This is a genomic window from Hirschia maritima DSM 19733 (assembly GCF_000378345.1).
Lineage (GTDB): Bacteria > Pseudomonadota > Alphaproteobacteria > Caulobacterales > Hyphomonadaceae > Hirschia > Hirschia maritima.
This window is the reverse complement of record NZ_KB899544.1, coordinates 963,646-980,775: the sequence shown is the minus strand read 5'-3', so window position 1 is coordinate 980,775 and position 17,130 is coordinate 963,646. Positions and strand designations below refer to the sequence as shown.

At 45.4% G+C, this 17,130-nt stretch carries 14 protein-coding genes and 1 tRNA gene; 4 read left to right on the top strand and 11 right to left on the bottom strand.

All coding sequences use genetic code 11. The annotated features are described in order from the left end of the window. Positions 1 to 4: 4 nt before the first annotated feature. The 5 genes from clpX to F551_RS0104620 form a co-directional block, all read right to left on the bottom strand. Positions 5 to 1,276 (bottom strand): ATP-dependent Clp protease ATP-binding subunit ClpX, encoded by a 1,272-nt coding sequence (gene clpX / locus F551_RS0104640; protein ID WP_018996322.1) that lies wholly within the window; start codon positions 1,274 to 1,276, stop codon positions 5 to 7. 202 nt (positions 1,277 to 1,478) lie between these two features. Next, on the bottom strand, positions 1,479 to 2,099 hold the full coding sequence (locus F551_RS0104635; RefSeq protein WP_026296650.1) for an ATP-dependent Clp protease proteolytic subunit: 621 nt from the start codon (positions 2,097 to 2,099) through the stop codon (positions 1,479 to 1,481). A 269-nt stretch (positions 2,100 to 2,368) separates the two neighbouring features. Beyond that, positions 2,369 to 3,709, bottom strand: coding sequence for a trigger factor (tig, locus tag F551_RS0104630; protein WP_018996320.1), 1,341 nt, complete (start codon positions 3,707 to 3,709; stop codon positions 2,369 to 2,371). A 339-nt stretch (positions 3,710 to 4,048) separates the two neighbouring features. Continuing rightward, positions 4,049 to 4,132: transfer RNA gene (locus tag F551_RS0104625), tRNA-Leu, on the bottom strand. A 44-nt stretch (positions 4,133 to 4,176) separates the two neighbouring features. Then, positions 4,177 to 5,709 carry a bifunctional ADP-dependent NAD(P)H-hydrate dehydratase/NAD(P)H-hydrate epimerase gene (locus F551_RS0104620; protein WP_018996319.1) on the bottom strand — a complete coding sequence of 511 codons (1,533 nt, stop codon included), beginning with the start codon at positions 5,707 to 5,709 and terminating at the stop codon, positions 4,177 to 4,179. Positions 5,710 to 5,993: 284 nt separating this feature from the next. On the opposite strand from F551_RS0104620, the gene F551_RS0104615 reads away from it, so the two are divergent. The 4 genes from F551_RS0104615 to parE all read left to right on the top strand — a co-directional run bounded on the left by F551_RS0104615 (position 5,994) and on the right by parE (position 10,676). Continuing rightward, entirely contained in the window at positions 5,994 to 6,332 is a 339-nt protein-coding gene (locus F551_RS0104615; protein ID WP_018996318.1) for a P-II family nitrogen regulator, read from the top strand. 84 nt (positions 6,333 to 6,416) lie between these two features. Further along, positions 6,417 to 7,820 carry a type I glutamate--ammonia ligase gene (gene glnA / locus F551_RS0104610; RefSeq protein WP_018996317.1) on the top strand — a complete coding sequence of 468 codons (1,404 nt, stop codon included), beginning with the start codon at positions 6,417 to 6,419 and terminating at the stop codon, positions 7,818 to 7,820. A gap of 151 nt (positions 7,821 to 7,971) precedes the next feature. Continuing rightward, complete coding sequence (locus tag F551_RS0104605) at positions 7,972 to 8,580, top strand: transglycosylase SLT domain-containing protein (protein WP_026296649.1); 609 nt, start codon at positions 7,972 to 7,974, stop codon at positions 8,578 to 8,580. 134 nt (positions 8,581 to 8,714) lie between these two features. Continuing rightward, positions 8,715 to 10,676, top strand: coding sequence for a DNA topoisomerase IV subunit B (parE, locus tag F551_RS0104600; protein WP_018996315.1), 1,962 nt, complete (start codon positions 8,715 to 8,717; stop codon positions 10,674 to 10,676). A gap of 111 nt (positions 10,677 to 10,787) precedes the next feature. Here the strand turns inward: parE and F551_RS0104595 are convergent, their stop codons facing one another. Genes F551_RS0104595 through F551_RS0104570 form a run of 6 tightly spaced genes read right to left on the bottom strand, consistent with a single transcriptional unit; the run spans position 10,788 to position 17,126 of the window. Further along, a complete protein-coding gene (locus tag F551_RS0104595; protein WP_018996314.1) occupies positions 10,788 to 12,488 on the bottom strand; it encodes a GMC oxidoreductase in 1,701 nt (566 codons plus the stop codon). 14 nt (positions 12,489 to 12,502) lie between these two features. Then, positions 12,503 to 13,051, bottom strand: a complete 549-nt coding sequence (locus tag F551_RS0104590; protein WP_018996313.1) for a gluconate 2-dehydrogenase subunit 3 family protein — start codon at positions 13,049 to 13,051, stop codon at positions 12,503 to 12,505. A gap of 9 nt (positions 13,052 to 13,060) precedes the next feature. Beyond that, the gene (locus F551_RS16250) at positions 13,061 to 13,948 is read right to left on the bottom strand and encodes a sugar phosphate isomerase/epimerase family protein (RefSeq protein ID WP_018996312.1); all 888 of its coding nucleotides are present in this window, start codon (positions 13,946 to 13,948) and stop codon (positions 13,061 to 13,063) included. 12 nt (positions 13,949 to 13,960) lie between these two features. Beyond that, positions 13,961 to 14,791, bottom strand: a complete 831-nt coding sequence (locus F551_RS16245; RefSeq protein WP_018996311.1) for a 3-keto-disaccharide hydrolase — start codon at positions 14,789 to 14,791, stop codon at positions 13,961 to 13,963. Positions 14,792 to 14,805: 14 nt separating this feature from the next. After that, positions 14,806 to 16,032, bottom strand: a complete 1,227-nt coding sequence (locus F551_RS0104575) for an MFS transporter (RefSeq protein WP_018996310.1) — start codon at positions 16,030 to 16,032, stop codon at positions 14,806 to 14,808. A 41-nt stretch (positions 16,033 to 16,073) separates the two neighbouring features. After that, entirely contained in the window at positions 16,074 to 17,126 is a 1,053-nt protein-coding gene (locus F551_RS0104570) for a sugar phosphate isomerase/epimerase family protein (protein ID WP_018996309.1), read from the bottom strand. Positions 17,127 to 17,130: the final 4 nt, after the last annotated feature.

Genomic DNA, 17,130 nt, shown 5'->3' with positions numbered 1-17,130 from the left:
TCAATTAAGAGGCTTCGCCCGTTTCTGCAGCATTCTCGCCATGTACATAAAGCGGCTTTGCACGCCCTTCAACAACTTCAGCATTCACCACCACTTCTTCGATTCCACGAAGATTTGGCAATTCAAACATTGTGTCGAGTAGAATACCTTCCAAAATTGAACGTAGACCACGTGCACCTGTACGGCGTTCAATAGCTTTATTTGCAACAGCCATAAGCGCATCTTCTGAGAATGTAAGCTCTACACTCTCCATGTCGAATAGGCGCTGGTACTGCTTCAACAGCGCGTTCTTCGGCTGAGTAAGAATCTCAACCAATGATTCAGCATCTAGATCTTCTAGAGTCGCGATAACTGGTAGACGACCAATAAATTCAGGGATCAAACCAAATTTCACTAGGTCTTCCGGTTCACAATCTTGAAGAACAGCACCCACACGGCGCTCATCAGGGTCTGATACTTGAGCACCAAAACCAATCGAAGAACCTTGGCCACGATCAGAAATCACTTTATCTAGGCCAGCAAAAGCACCACCACAAATGAACAACATGTTTGTTGTATCCACCTGTAGGAATTCTTGTTGAGGGTGCTTACGTCCACCTTGTGGAGGCACAGAAGCTACTGTTCCCTCCATGATCTTCAAGAGAGCCTGCTGTACACCTTCACCTGATACATCTCGTGTAATAGATGGATTATCAGACTTGCGAGAAATCTTATCGATCTCATCGATGTAAACAATACCGCGCTGAGCACGTTCTACATTGTAATCAGATGCTTGAAGGAGTTTCAGGATAATGTTTTCAACATCTTCACCTACATAACCTGCTTCGGTAAGTGTTGTTGCATCTGCCATTGTAAACGGCACATCAATAATACGAGCAAGTGTTTGCGCTAGTAACGTCTTACCACACCCCGTTGGACCCACGAGTAGAATGTTAGACTTCGCCAGCTCTACATCGCTACCGTTCTTAGAAGCATGGCTCAAACGTTTATAGTGGTTATGAACTGCAACCGCCAGAACTCGCTTAGCTTGGCCCTGTCCGATAACATAATCATCAAGAACATCGCAAATCTCTTGAGGTGTTGGTACACCTTCAGAAGACTTAACAAGCGTCGTCTTGTTTTCTTCGCGGATGATATCCATACAAAGTTCGACACATTCGTCACAGATGAAAACGGTTGGCCCCGCGATCAGCTTTTTAACTTCGTGTTGGCTCTTACCACAGAAGGAGCAATACAATGTGCTCTTACTATCGCCACCTGATGCGTTCTTGGTCATAGACACCTCAACTTGTGGGGCCGCCGGCGAGGCCTATCTCACCTTTTGCGACCCAATACGCTATTTTAGCTCACCAATCGTTTCCGAGAGGTTTCTCCCGATTTACGAGAGTATACACTAAAGCTTTGACTAATCGATTAACACAAAAACCGAGATTCAAAGCTAAATTATGACGTTTTAAAAATACAAACGCCTTGAAAAACTATTCTTCCGGACCGGCACGCTTCTCGAACACACGATCGATAATACCAAAATCCACTGCCTCAGAAGATGTCATGAAGCTATCACGGTCTAGCTTTTTCTCAATCGCATCATACTTCTGACCAGTGTGCTTCACATAGATATTGTTCAAATTCTTTTTGATACCTTGGATCTCATCAGCGTGACGCTCGATGTCAGAAGCTACACCGCGATATCCGCCAGATGGTTGGTGAACCATGATACGCGCATTTGGCGTAGCAAAGCGCATTCCATTCTCTCCAGCAGCAAGAAGCAATGAGCCCATGCTAGCTGCCATACCAATACACGCTGTAGACACAGGTGCACTAATGTATTGCATCGTGTCGTAGATAGCCAAACCTGATGAGACAACACCGCCCGGCGAGTTGATATACATCGAAATTTCTTTTTTAGGGTTTTCAGACTCAAGGAAAAGCAATTGAGCAGTGATCAAAGTCGCCATGCCATCTTCAATAGGACCAGTCACAAAAATGATACGCTCTTTAAGAAGGCGTGAAAAAATATCGTAGGCGCGCTCACCACGGCTACTTTGTTCCACCACCATCGGCACTAGGTTCATCGCGGTCTCAATTGGATCGTGCATAATCTCGCAGTCTTTTGGCTATCGTCATATCGATTGATACGACTCGTAACATTCAGGCTTCAATATTTGATCTCAAGCGACTTCGCGCAAGCCCTCAAATATTAATTTCTCCGTGCATAAGGCAATCATTACCTTAAAAATTGCACATGATTGCTCACTTATACAGAAAAGTCCTAATTCTTAGTGAGCAAATCAAGTAAATTCTACAAATGAAAAAGGCTATCAACTTCAGTCGATAGCCTTTTAAAATTCAAAGAACAAAAAGTTCCTTATTCTTCTTCAAGAGCTTTTTCTAACTCTTCACGTGTCACTGTTTTGTCAGTCACTTCCGCGCGTTCGATAATGTAGTCCACCACCTTCTCTTCAAATAGTGGTGCACGCAGCTGAGCCATTGCAGCAGGGTTCTTAGAGTAGAACTCAACAACTTGCTGCTCTTGACCAGGGAAACGTGCAGCTTCCTGGTTCAATGCACGTGAAACTTCTTCTTGCTTGATTTCAACTTTGTTGATGCGGCCGATTTCAGCAAGGACGAGACCCAAACGCACACGACGCTCAGCAATCTTACGGTATTCCACCTTAAGATCGTCTTCACTCTTCTCTTTGTCTTCGTCATCCAAACGGCCAGCTTCTTTTTCTTGCTCAAACTGTTTCCAGATTTGATCAAATTCAGCTTCAACCATGCCAGGAGGAAGCTCAAAGTCATGACGCTCATCAAGTGCATCTAGAAGAACACGCTTCAAACGTTGACGTGATCCACCAGCAAGTTCTTGCTCGATGTTTTTTGAAAGCAAGTCTTTAAGAGTAGCAAGATCTTCAATGCCCAATCCTTTAGCGAACTCATCATCAATCGTTGCTTCTTTAGGAGCACGAACTTCGTTCACTTTAGTCTCAAACACAGCATCTTTACCTGCTAGGTTTTCTGCTGGGTAATCCTCAGGGAATGTAACTTTAACTTCAACTTCTTGATTCGTTTTTGCACCAATCAATTGGTCTTCAAATCCCGGGATGAAACGACCTTCACCTAGAACAATTGTTTGACCTTCAGCTGTACCACCATCAAAGGCTTCACCATCGATAGAACCAGCAAAGTCAATCACAACCGCATCGCCTTCGCGTGCTTTTGCTGTTTTTCCACGTGCTTCATACTGCTTGTTTGATTCAGCCAGCTTACTCAAAGCCTCATCAACTTCTTCGTCTGTCACTTCCACAACAAGACGCTCAAGCTCAATTCCGGTCACATCAGCAGGCTCGAATTCTGGCATTACTTCTACTTTCATAGAGTATTCCAGGTCAGCGTTACCTTCGATCAATTGCTCTTGATCACAAGTCACTTCAATTGTGGGCTGAGCCGCAGGACGGATTTCTTTGTCTTCCAGAGTTTTCTGAGAAGTAGAATTCACTTCTTCTTGAATGATGTCACCAAGAATGGACTTTCCGTAAGTCTTGCGAATGTGAGACACAGGAACTTTACCAGGACGGAATCCTTTTAAGTTCATTTGCGGGCGAAGCTGAGTAATTTTAGCTTCAAGCTTTTCCGCCAAGCTGTCTTTAGAGACAACTACATTATATTCGCGAGTCAGTCCTTCGGACTTGGTCTCAGTGACGTTCATCACAGATTCCTCAAATTCTGTTTGCCCCAATTGCACACGCAGGCAGCTCGGGAGTGTTATGACATAAAAGGCGGCTGCCTGAGCTAGTTTAAAAGCTAGCGCCGCGCAAGTTTGGCGGGTGGTATGTCACACCGAAGAGCCGCTGTCCATCGTAGAATCGAGATGAATTGAGCCGATTATCCAGATTAAGCGATCTAACCCCATCTATATCACTTATTTCAAAGAAAATTTTCGTTCAATCGCGCAGGTATCTTCTAACTTGATTGGCTCACAATCAATGCATTCGGCAACCTATTTATTGGAAGATTTTTTGTAGCGAAAGCTAACATCATCTCTGGTTGGTGCGGGTAGAGGGACTCGAACCCCCACGCCATAAGCGCTGGTACCTAAAACCAGTGCGTCTACCAATTCCGCCATACCCGCCGAACCAGAGGAGAAGCGTCTCTACACAAAGTTTACCCTATAGTTCAAGAGCTAAAATCAATTTTTCTTTCCCAAAGTGCATTTTTTGGTCCTTTTTCCTCATAAAACCTTGTGAGTATCTTTGGAAAATATACCATCAGGTCTTCTGAGATTAGCCCCGCGCCACCAGATAGCGAAGCCTCACCATGTAACCACACCGAGGCAGACGCAGAATCATAAGCGCTCATTCCTTGGGCCATCCACCCAGCAATCATACCCGCAAGCACATCTCCAGATCCCGCCGTTGATAAAAATGAGGATCCGTGAACATTTACCCGCGCTCGCCCGTCGGGTGTTGCAATGACTGTATCTGCACCTTTCAATACAATAACGCACCCTGCTCTTTGGGCGGCAGCTCTTGCTGCACTTATCTTATTGTCAGCGCTTGCAAGAAGATCGGGAAATATACGCTCAAACTCACCAACATGCGGTGTAAGAACACAATTTTCGTGCAACAAACTAAAGAAATACGATGGATCATTGGCAAACACCGTCAATGCATCCGCATCCAACACCATTGGAAGACCGCTTTGCAGCAATGTTACCACTTTGAAGCGCGTTAACTCATTCACTCCCGCCGCAGGACCAACGACCAAACTGCTCATATTTCGGCCAAGCAAGAATAATTCATCGACGTCAGTATATGATTTAGTCATCACAGCTTGCATATCAGCAGCCATTTCGGGAATCGCTGAAGGTTCACCCAATATTGTGACTACGCCCGCCCCCATCCTCAATCCAGCTCTAGCAGCTAATCTTGCAGCTCCAGTTGAACCGGCGGGACCAGCAACGACTCCCACTCTCCCTCGTTGATGTTTATGACTGGTACGATTAGGCCAAGGCATTTCGTCGGCCCATTCTTTCGGCCTATTCAGAAAGACTTCCTCCCCCACTTCCATCAAAACTTCATCAGTGATCCCAATATCAATAACCTTAATCTGACCACATAAGCTAGCAGCGGGCTCCATCAAATGGACCGGCTTTAGCGCCTCGAACGTCACCGTGACATCGCTTCTAATAGCGTCACCATTGATTTCCGCGCTGTCTCCTGACAATCCGGTAGGAATATCCACACTCAACACACATACATTTGAGGTATTGATTGAACGTACAAGTTCAGAAATCTCACCATCTAATGATCGAGAAAGCCCCGCCCCAAACATGGCATCAACAACTATATCTTCACGATGGAAGGTGAATTCGCCTGTGTTTTCGTTTCTTAATTCCGAGATCGGCCTTATTTCATCTAAAACCAACTCAGCAGCCCCCTCTGCATCACCAGTCAATTGATCAACTTCGCCTGCCAAATATAAGTGCACGTCCCGATCAAATTGCTCTAAATAGCGATAGGCAACAAAACCGTCACCGCCATTATTCCCTGGTCCGCAAAGGATAATAACACGCCCTTCTGGCCAAGTTTTGTGCACCATATCGGCACACGCTCTCCCAGCGGCATCCATTAGGCTCGCACCAGATACACCAAGATCAATCATACGCTGATCAGCCATATACATCTGTTTTACGCTTAAAACACGCATTTCACGACCCTTTTTAAATCACCGTTCACACACAGGGACGGTCTGATTGATTTAATTTCCATCCAATATTGATGCCAACCAACTTCATTCACAACCACACCGCGTCAACGCACAAATAATGACCACCAACGCACAAAAATTAAGCACCACCATCAAGACACACAAAAACGTATAGATTTCACTACTCAACAACAGCAAGTTCGCGCATACATCTCCACGGACTAGTCCCCACAGAAATTAAGGTTCAATAGAGACCTACGGGATCAATTAAGGTGTGATTGAAAATGAAAAAAATTGAAGCGATCATCAAACCATTCAAACTCGATGAAGTAAAAGAAGCTCTTCACGAAGTCGGCCTGCAAGGCATGACAGTTTTAGAAGCAAAAGGTTTTGGTCGCCAGCGTGGACACACCGAACTCTATCGCGGCGCTGAATATGTCGTAGATTTTCTACCTAAGTTAAAAGTTGAAGTAGTCGTAGCAGACTCACAACTGGAAGCCGCCCTCGAAGCAGTCTCTAGTGCCGCCCAAACAGGAAAAATTGGGGACGGAAAGATCTTTGTATCAGATGTTTCTGAAGTCGTTCGTATCCGGACAGGTGAAACTGGCGACCAAGCGATTTAATTCCAACCACTATTAGAATTCGAAGACCCACAGACATGATGCGGTCACACAAACAAAAGCTTACACAAAAAGAGGAGTGACCCCGTGTCCGAAAGTGTATTAAAATTAATCAAAGAAAAAGATGTTCAATTCGTAGATCTACGTTTCACTGATGTTCGCGGTAAATGGCAGCACGTGACATTCACTGCAGATGCAGTTGATGAGAGCCTATTCGAAGATGGTACAATGTTCGATGGTTCATCTATCTCTGGATGGAAAGCAATCAACGAATCAGACATGGTTTTGATGCCTGACGCTTCTACAGCCCACATCGACCCATTCTTCCAACAAACAACAATGGTTATTAACTGTGATATCCTGAACCCAGGCACTATGACAGCTTATAACCGTGACCCACGCATGACTGCTAAGAAAGCTGAAGCTTACTTGAAGTCTACAGGTATCGGTGACACAGCATACTTTGGCCCAGAACCAGAATTCTTCGTTTTTGACGATGTAAAGTGGTCAACAGCCCCACACAACACCGGTTACTCTTTTGACTCAACTGAGCTTCCTGCAAACACAAACCGCGAATACGAAACAGGTAACATGGGTCACCGCCCAGGTCCTAAAGGTGGTTACTTCCCAGTACCTCCAGTAGATTCATGTCAGGACATGCGTTCTGAAATGCTTTCCGTAATGGGTGAGCTAGGCATGAAGCCAGAAAAGCAACACCACGAAGTTGCGCCTGCTCAACACGAGCTTGGAATGGTTTTCGGCACATTGATCGAAATGGCTGACCGCGTACAGCAATATAAATATGTTGTGCACAATGTTGCAGCTTCTTACGGTAAAACAGCGACATTCATGCCTAAGCCAATGTTCCAAGACAACGGTACGGGTATGCACGTTCACCAATCAATCTGGAAAGATGGCGCGCCAACTTTCGCAGGTGACGGATATGCTGATCTTTCAGAAACATGTCTTTACTACATTGGTGGTATCATCAAGCACGCTAAGGCATTGAACGCGATCACAAACGCTTCAACAAACTCATACAAGCGTCTTGTACCAGGTTATGAAGCTCCAGTTATGCTTGCTTACTCTGCACGTAACCGTTCTGCTTCTATCCGTATTCCTTACGGTTCAGGGCCAAAAGCGAAACGTATCGAAACACGTTTCCCTGACCCAGCCGGTAACCCATATCTAACATTCGCAGCCCTTCTAATGGCTGGTCTTGACGGTATCCAAAACAAAATTCACCCAGGTGACGCTTTGGATAAAGACCTTTACGACCTACCTGCTGAAGAAGCAGCTGCAATTCCACAAGTTTGTGGCTCTCTTCGTGAAGCTCTAGAAGCTTTAGACAAAGACCGTGACTTCCTAAAAGCTGGTGGCGTATTCGATGACGACCAAATCGATGCATACATCGAGCTAAAAATGGAAGAAGTGATGAACCTTGAACTTCACCCACACCCGGTTGAGTTCGACATGTACTACAAGTGCTAATCGCTTAGAGTTCGTTAGAACTTAGAGATTACTTTAAACGCCGAAGCTTAGCTGCTTCGGCGTTTTTTGTTTTCAATGGAGACCTAAACGCAATCACACTTTTTAAATCTGTAACTTGCATCATTGGGCATTAACGAAGAAAATGGTTGATATGAAAAAGCTTACTTGTTCACTTCTCCTTACTAGCACACTCTTTTTGGGAGCTTGTGCATCTTCTCCTCCCAAGCAACAAGACAATGCCTGCGTCTTCCTAAAAGAAAACAAATCTTGGTACCGAGCGACACGTGCAACCGCCAAAAAGTGGGGTGCACCGATAGGATTACAACTCGCGATTATTCGCCAGGAAAGTTCATTTACACATGACGCAAAACCCGAGCGCGGCAAACGTCGTGTGCTAGGATTATTGCCTGGTAAACGCCCCTCAACAGCCTATGGTTACGCACAAGCGCTAGATGGCACTTGGGATGAATACAAAAGATCTACCGGAAACAATGGCGCTGAACGCGATGACTTTGACGATGCCACGGACTTTATAGGCTGGTATGTAGCGCGTACTGGAAAACGCACAGGTATCGGTCAATACAATTACAAAGCTCATTATTTAGCTTATCATGATGGGGCTGGCGGTTATATTCGTGGAACTTGGAAAAAGAAAAAGTGGCTCATCGATGTCGCTAATAAAGTTCATCGCAATGCAGACCGATATGAAAAGCAAGTAAGAAGCTGCCAGAAAGATCTAAAAAGAAAATGGTTTTTCTAACTGTTCATTTGTAGGAAACGGATTTTTCTCAGCGAAACAGCTAATAAATTTCATTAACCATCTTTCCGCATGATGCAAATGCGGCCATGTTCGCAAATCAAAATAAGACCAAACTCGCGTAGACAGGAATAGCAATGGCAGCCAAAGGACAAGCAGTTCAGCAAGAATATTCAGCCAAGGATATTGAAGTTCTTGAGGGATTAGAACCAGTCCGCAAACGCCCCGGTATGTATATCGGGGGGACCGACGAACGCGCATTTCACCACCTGTTTGCAGAAATCCTCGATAACTCAATGGATGAAGCAGTCGCGGGCCATGCGTCACGAATCGACGTTCACTTACGCGCCGATGGTTTTTTAAGCATTCGAGATGATGGTCGCGGTATACCTGTAGACCCTCACCCCAAATTCCCCGGAAAGTCCGCTCTTGAAGTGATTATGACGACTCTTCACTCGGGTGGTAAATTTTCAAATAAAGCTTATCAGACCGCAGGTGGTCTTCACGGGGTTGGTATATCCGTCGTAAATGCTCTTTCCGAACGTCTTGAAGTTGAAGTAGCACGCGATAAAAAATTACACTTTCAAGCGTTTGAACGCGGGCACTCGATGGGTCCAGTCAAACAGATTGGGAATGCTCCTAATCGTCGCGGGACGGTTGTAAGCTTCAAACCTGACTATGAAATTTTTGGAACCAAAATCCAATTTAAGCCCGCCCGCCTTTTCCAAATGGCAAAAGCCAAAGCTTACCTCCATCAAGGTGCGCAAATTCATTGGAAATGCGACCCTGAGCTCCTAAAGGAAAATGACAAAACACCGGCAGAGGCAGTCCTTCACTACCCCAATGGTCTGGCGGACATGCTTAAAGAAATGTCCGAAGGCAAAATCATGGTCACGGCGGATATATTCGCTGGTCGCGTGGATATGGACAATGGAGCTGCTTGTGAATGGGCAATTTGTTGGTCTGCAAATGGTTTTGGCGAAGAAGATGGTATCACGCGCTCTTACTGTAACACTGTACCAACCCGAGATGGAGGTACGCACGAAGCAGGAATGCGCGCTGCCATCACCAAAGGTTTACGCGCCTATGGCGAACTAACGAGCGTAAAAAAGGCTTCTCAAATTACAGCTGATGACATTTTGGGGTCAGCTGGTGCGCTTTTGTCAGTCTTCATCCGCGAACCTGAATTTGTAGGGCAGACGAAAGATAAACTTTCTTCTCCTGAAGGGCTTCGCGTTGCTGAAGGCGCACTACGTGACCGCTTTGATCACTGGCTAACAACGTCACCTAAAGAAGCGACCAAACTTCTGGAGTGGGCGATTGAGCAATCCGACCTGCGTATGCGCCGCCGTAAGGAAAAAGAAGTTTCCAGACAATCTGCAACGCGTAAATTGCGCTTGCCCGGCAAACTTGCCGATTGTTCCAGCAATTCCAGTGAAGACACTGAAATCTTCATCGTTGAGGGTGACTCAGCGGGTGGTTCTGCAAAACAAGCCCGCGACCGTAAAACACAAGCTATTTTACCTCTACGTGGTAAAATCTTGAACGTAGCTTCCGCGGGTGCTGATAAGTTGCGTGCCAATCAAGAACTGAACGACCTCTCTACCGCGCTTGGAACAGGCATTGGTCGGAAGTTCAACATCGAGGATTTGCGTTATCAGCGTGTCGTTATCATGACCGATGCGGATGTGGATGGTGCCCACATCGCCGCCCTCTTGATCACCTTCTTTTATAAACAAATGCCCGAATTGATCACTTCTGGTCGTTTATTTATGGCTATGCCGCCACTGTACAAGTTAGCAGCAGGTGCAAAGTCAGCATACGCACGAGATGACGAACACAAAGACGAGCTTTTGCGTACAATGTTTAAAGGCAAAAATGTTGAAGTATCTCGCTTTAAGGGTCTTGGTGAGATGATGCCAGCTCAACTAAAAGAAACGACAATGGATCCCAAAAAACGTTCTATGGCTCGCATTGCGCTGCCTGACGGCCTTGAAGGACCTGGCGAGCTTGTGGAAACACTTATGGGCAAAAAAGCAGAGCACCGCTTCAAATTCATCCAAGATAATGCTGAATTTGTTGAAGAGTTGGACGTTTAATCCACAAATCCAAGCTGAGCTTCCCAATATGGAGGAGGCTCAGCAATTTTCACTCTCTGCCCCGCATTTGAATGCTTTTTGATTTCAATTATGCGGAGCAGTCAATTCACTTTACAGCTTTCCTTGCTCAAATAAATCAGCTGCGTAATTGGCAGCTCTCGCTGAAAACGCCATGTAAGTTAAAGATGGATTTTGGGCTGCAGATGACGTCATAAACGATCCATCCGTTATAAACAGATTGTCTATGTCATGAGCCTGATTCCAGCCATTTAAAACCGAAGTACTTGGGTCGCGCCCCATACGCGCAGTACCCATCTCATGTATTCGGTTGCCCAAACGGGTTGGATCTATCTCTGGAGCAACAATATCCTTACAACCAGCAACCTCCAACATCTTGATCGCTTCTTTGCGAGCTTCCTTTAAGATGGCTATCTCGTTTTCACGCATGCCACCATGGAATTGAGCAAGAGGAAGCCCCCATTTATCTTTTTTGGTTGGATGTTGAGTGACGCGATTATCTGGATAAGGAAGCACTTCTCCAAATGCATAAAGCCCGACATTCCAAGGGGTTGGCTTATCTTTGTTACGATCTTTAAATTCTTGTCCAATCCCCTTCAAAGCCGCTCTACGGTCAATCACAGGAGTTGAATATCCTTGATATCCATATCCTCTCAGATGCGGCTTATCGAACTCAGTCGTATTAGCAAAAGGAGGAACATAAATCCCTGTTGGTCGTCTTCCATATGTCTTTACATCGTGAAACATATCCAAAGTTCCACTGGCATAGGCACCGGAAACATGATCCATTAGGTTTCGGCCAACCTGATCGGATCTGTTCGCCAACCCAGTTGGGAATGCATCTGATTTTGACTGCAACAATATCATCGTTGAACCGACCGTTGAAGCATTCAAGAATATGATCTTAGCGGTAAACCGTTTCTTCTCATTGGTATTTTGATCGATCGTATTTACTGCCGTAACCCGCTTAGTCTCTTCATCGTATTCAACTGAATGCACGATTTTATCATGTACGATTGTGCAATTACCCGTCCGTTCAGCGGCCGGTAATGTCGCATGTAGTGAAGAGAAATAGGCTTTAAAACTACATCCTTCATGACACTGATTTCGAACCTGACACTGACCTCTACCCAGCTCTAATTGTTCATCAGTAGGATCTGTTAAATGCGCTGCTCGCCCATGGATAACATTTCTAGTTGGAAACGCTTCCTGCACTTTTTCTCGCAAGTGTTTTTCAGCAGGCGTCATTTCAAATGGCGGCTGAAAAACTCCATCAGGTAGGTGAGGAATACCTTCTTTTTGCCCCACAACCCCCGCAAACTTTTCGGCGTGTTCATACCATGGGGCAATGTCCTCATATCGAACCGGCCAATCTACACCATGCCCGTCTTTGGCATTTGCTTCAAAGTCATTCGGTCCTAGCCTCCAAGATAGGCGGGACCACATAATGGAACGACCTGCGGTGTGGTACCCTCGCAACCATTCAAAGTCTGCTCCCTCGGCGTTCTCATAGGGATGATCAGAATCTTTCACCCAATATTGTTTGGTGATTTCACCAAAAGCATAGGTCGCCCCCTTTGACTGAATTGCATAGTCTTTCTCAGCCTCATCTTCGGGAACTCTGTTTAAGTTTGGACGCTCCCAAGGCGGTGTAAGGTCTTTGTAGTCACGTTCGGGAACAATCTCATTTCCTCGTTCGATGACCAATACTTTTAAACCACGTTCACTTAGTTCTTTCGCTGCCCAGCCACCACTCATGCCCGAGCCCACAACAATTGCATCAAAATCTGCCATGCTTCACTCCCGCGCTATGAATAATCTTTTGGAACATTTGGATCCCAATACCCAGGAGGTGCATATGACCACCCAGTTGCTTCAGCTCCCAATTCAGTGGTGCTATAAACAGTCGCGAGAAGATCCTTAAAACCTATATAGTCTGAGAAGTTTTTCGGCTCTGCAAAAGCTAGTTCGTCAAAGTCTTTGATGGTCTGCAGAGCATTTTCCTGAGACACTTTCAGGAAATCACGCTTTGCCAATCCCTGTAACTGATTACTTAATTCCGACAGAAACGCACGGTGACGCAGACGGGTCGCATCACTGGCCCAATCTGCCATCAATCCGTCCATGTAGGATGGCACCCCCGCACGAATAGCTCCAACAGAACTCGTTTCCGGTATCAAGATATCGGCAAACCTGTTTAGTAGTTTGTATTCGTCTTCGGTATAGAATCTAAGCCCACTCTCAACATCGTCCGTTGGAATAATAATAGCTTCAGGTTCGCTACAAGATGATAAAGCTGTTGCTCCACCGACTGCCACTATGGCGGCAACAAGGAACTTTCGGCGATCTATGCTCATCTGCCCCTCTTAAGATTTCAATGTTGGAATTTTTGAACCCAACTTTTTCATGTGTTCAAAACTCGACTGCATTTCAGCCCAGAGCTCCACCGGGTGGTCATGCTCATAATAAGCGTGCTGCAATCCAGCCATTTCTGCTTTTTTGAAGATCTCTTCGAAAGGTACAACACCCAATCCGACAGCGCACAATTTCTTGTCTGCGGTAATATCTTTTACGTGAAATTGACTAAATCGCCCCGAGTATCGATCGATGTACTCAACAACATCTTTACCAGCCGCAACAACCCAAGCCAAATCCATTTCAAAATCAACGATGGAAGAATCTGTTTCTTCCAGCATTAGATCGTAGGCAACTTTTCCATCAAACTCATCAAATTCAAATTCGTGGTTGTGATAGGCTAATTTGTATCCAGCTTCAGAACAGGCAGCACCAATAGTGTTGAGGTGTTCAGCTACTTTTTTATAGTCATCCAAAGATTCACGATCTTCTTCATTCAACCAAGGAATTGTCACATAAGACTGACCTAGTTTTTCAGCACTTTCAAAAACCTCTTCTCTAAATTCAGGTTTGAGAAGATCATGAAGTTGGTAGTGGGCTGAAGGCGTTGTCAGCCCTTCGCCGTCTAAAATTGTCTTCCATTCAGCTACAGATAGCCCCTTAAACCCAGCCATCTCAATTTCTTTGATACCAATTTTCGCAATACGCTTAAGAGTATCTGCGACCCCGTGCTCTTCGATCCAATGCCGACATGTATAAAGCTGAATACCCGCCCTGTTAGTCCACGGCTCGAAAGCAGAAGCGGTTGCCGCCTGTTTAACAACACCTCCACCGGATTGTTGACACGCCGCTAGCGAAACGAATGCGCCGGATCCTAAAAGAAAGTCTCTACGTTTCATTAGTCGTTTCCTCTATTGAGTGATCATTGAAAGATCTTTTATTTGTATGTTTCGAAATTCAATTGGCTGGCTTTCAGCCTGCAATGCGATAAATCCGGAAGAAGCGACATTTCCTGGAGCAGCGTATCCGCCTCCAAATTCTTCCTCGGGATTCCACATCAATTCAGTCACTTTCATCGCTTGTTGGCCGTTTATTGAAAGTGTAATGAACTCACTCCCTTTGACATGAGCCTCAAATTCCACCCAATCCCCAACAGGTAACGCAGGTGTATTTGAGTTGATGCAGTGGTTTTCATTCACAACGCCTTCAAAACTTACTTTCGTTCCTGGCGTACAAAAATTTGCGGTAGTTCGATCTTCAGCTGCATTGGACAAAGCTAAGAACTGAGCTTCGATGGATGCAGGAAAGCCTTGGTCATTTTTCATCGAACTTGGAGGCTGGGAATGAAGCATTACGCCGCTATTGAACTTCGCCCAGACAGGAGCATCCTTCATTGGCTCACCAACAAACCGATACTCCAATCTCAATTTGTAATGAGATAACTCCGTGTCAAAAAAGAGATGTCCAAATTGCCCATCAAACGCATCATAATCTTCATAGGAAACTACAATCTTGTTATCCCTCACACTGAACGTGTTGTATGGGTCTGTGCCGACTGATTGCCCTGCTAGATTTACTGTCCAACCATCCAAATTTTTTCCATTGAAGATTGCTTCCCATTCTGATGCAGGGTCTACTTTTTTACCAACGACTTCATCGTCTGCAGAGTAAACGCATCCTGTCGTTCCCAGCGCTAAAGCACTGATACAGATAGACATCGAGATATATCGAAAAGTACGCATGCCTTCGTCTTTCTCTATAGGTCTGCTTGCTGATTAGTCGCGCCACCCAATTCTTCTGGGCGCTTAATTTTGAGCAAAAACAAAATCAAAAATGCAACAATCAAAAACACGGGAAAGATATTTAGAAAGCTCAGTGCTTCTTGCCCTGCAAGAATATCGGCTTCAGCTCCAGTTGCACCTGAGGCTATAGCGCTATCACGTGCCTGATCCATTTTGCTCCCAATAACTGGGTTCCAAAGGCTAACACCAAACATGCCCGCACCGCCGACAATGGACAATCCAAACGCCCCAGTTCTCGGAAGATATTCGCTTACAAAACCAAGCATTGTTGGCCAGAAATATGTAACTCCAAGTGCAAAAACGATTGCTGCGATATAAACCATAGGCCCAGTAAATTGACTGAACAGATAAATGCCTATTGTGGCCAATACTGACGATCCCAATAACACACCAATTGGATTAAATCTGTGAACCACTGGCCCAGCAAAGTATCGACCAATCGCCATTAATCCAGCAGTGAGAGCCAGCACTAACAACCCCGATGCACCGGAGCCCGCAAGAATTTTTTCAATCCATTGTCCAGTAGCTAATTCTGTTGTTGCTGTGACCGTCATGAGTACTAACATCACCAAAAACAATGGAGCCATCATGGCCTTTATGTTTTCAAGAGTATTGCTTTCAGTGTGTTGCGTTTCTGGAAAACTTTCTTTGAAGACCATCAGGCCGTACGCAATTGTAATTGGTATCATAGTCGCAATCTGAATTTGCCAACTGATACCTGCATCCCCAAGGAATTTTGAAATCAGCGCCCCTATCACGATCCCACCTGGGAACCATACATGAAAGCGGTTCAGCATGGTTGTTTTGTTCTTGTGATACATGTCTGCAATCATGGGATTACAAGCAGCTTCAACCGCGCCATTTGCGAACCCGATGCAAAACGTTGAGATCATTAACGTCCAAAAACCATTGGCCCAAATCGTGAGCAATAATCCAAGTAGATGCCCTACAAAGGCTACGATCATCAGATTTTTAGGTCCGACAGAATTGTATATCAGACCGCCGAAAATCATTGCCACGGGGAACCCAAAAAAGGCCATGGCCGCAACCATTCCCAATTGGGCATCATTTAATCCAAAATCTGCACCCAACTGACCTAAAATTCCGGCCCGAATTGCAAAAGTCATGGACGTTACAGTCAATGCCAAACACGACATCAAAAATAATCTATTCGCGTTCATATTCCTCTCCCCATCGGAGCTACAGGGTCTAATGCCCTTGTTTAAAGTCCTAATACTCTTTGATTGAGTTTTGCGTCCGCTTCTCCACCCGCAAAGTCATCGAATGCCTTATCAGCCGGACGAATAATATGATCAGCAATGAAGGGAGCCCCTTCACGCGCGCCATCTTCTGGGTGCTTAAAACAGCACTCCCATTCCAATACTGCCCAACCGTCGAAATTGTGTTTGGTCAGCCGAGTGAAAATATCTTTGAAGTTTACTTGCCCATCACCCAGAGATCTAAAACGACCCGGACGATCCGCCCAATCTTGATATCCACCGTAGACGCCTGCTCGTCCATTTGGAATAAATTCGGCGTCCTTAACATGGAACATTTTTATACGTTCATGATAGATATCTATAAATTGAAGATAGTCTAATTGCTGTAAAACAAAGTGACTTGGATCATACAATATGTTCGCACGCGAGTGCCCATCCACAGCATGTAGAAACCTTTCAAACGTCACGCCATCATGCAAATCTTCGCCAGGGTGAAGCTCGTAACAAACATCAACACCCGCTTCATCAAATGCATCTAGAATTGGTCTCCACCGGCGAGCCAGTTCCTTAAACCCATCTTCGACAAGCCCCTGCGGGCGTTGCGGCCATGGGTAAACGGTATGCCACATCAAAGCACCAGAAAAACTAGCGTGCGCCTTTAACCCTAGCTTTTGACTTGCTTTAGCAGCCATTCTCAATTGGCTCTCAGCCCATTCAGAATAAGCTTTAACATCTCCCATGATGGCATCTGGGGCGAACCCTGCAAAAAGATCTGCATACGCTGGATGCACTGCAAGCAATTGTCCTTGCAGATGAGTAGATAACTCAGTTACCTCCACACCATATGATGCACACATACCTTTGATATCAGCACAGTAGGCTTCACTGTTAGCAGCCGTTTCAAGGTCAAAGTACTTGCTATCCCATGTCGGTATTTGGATACCTTTGTATCCCAATTCCGACACCCATTTCACCAAAGCTTCCAGTGAATTGTAGGGTTCCTTGTCGTCAAAAAATTGCGCCAAAAAAATGGCTGGGCCTTTGATTTTCTGCATTTCT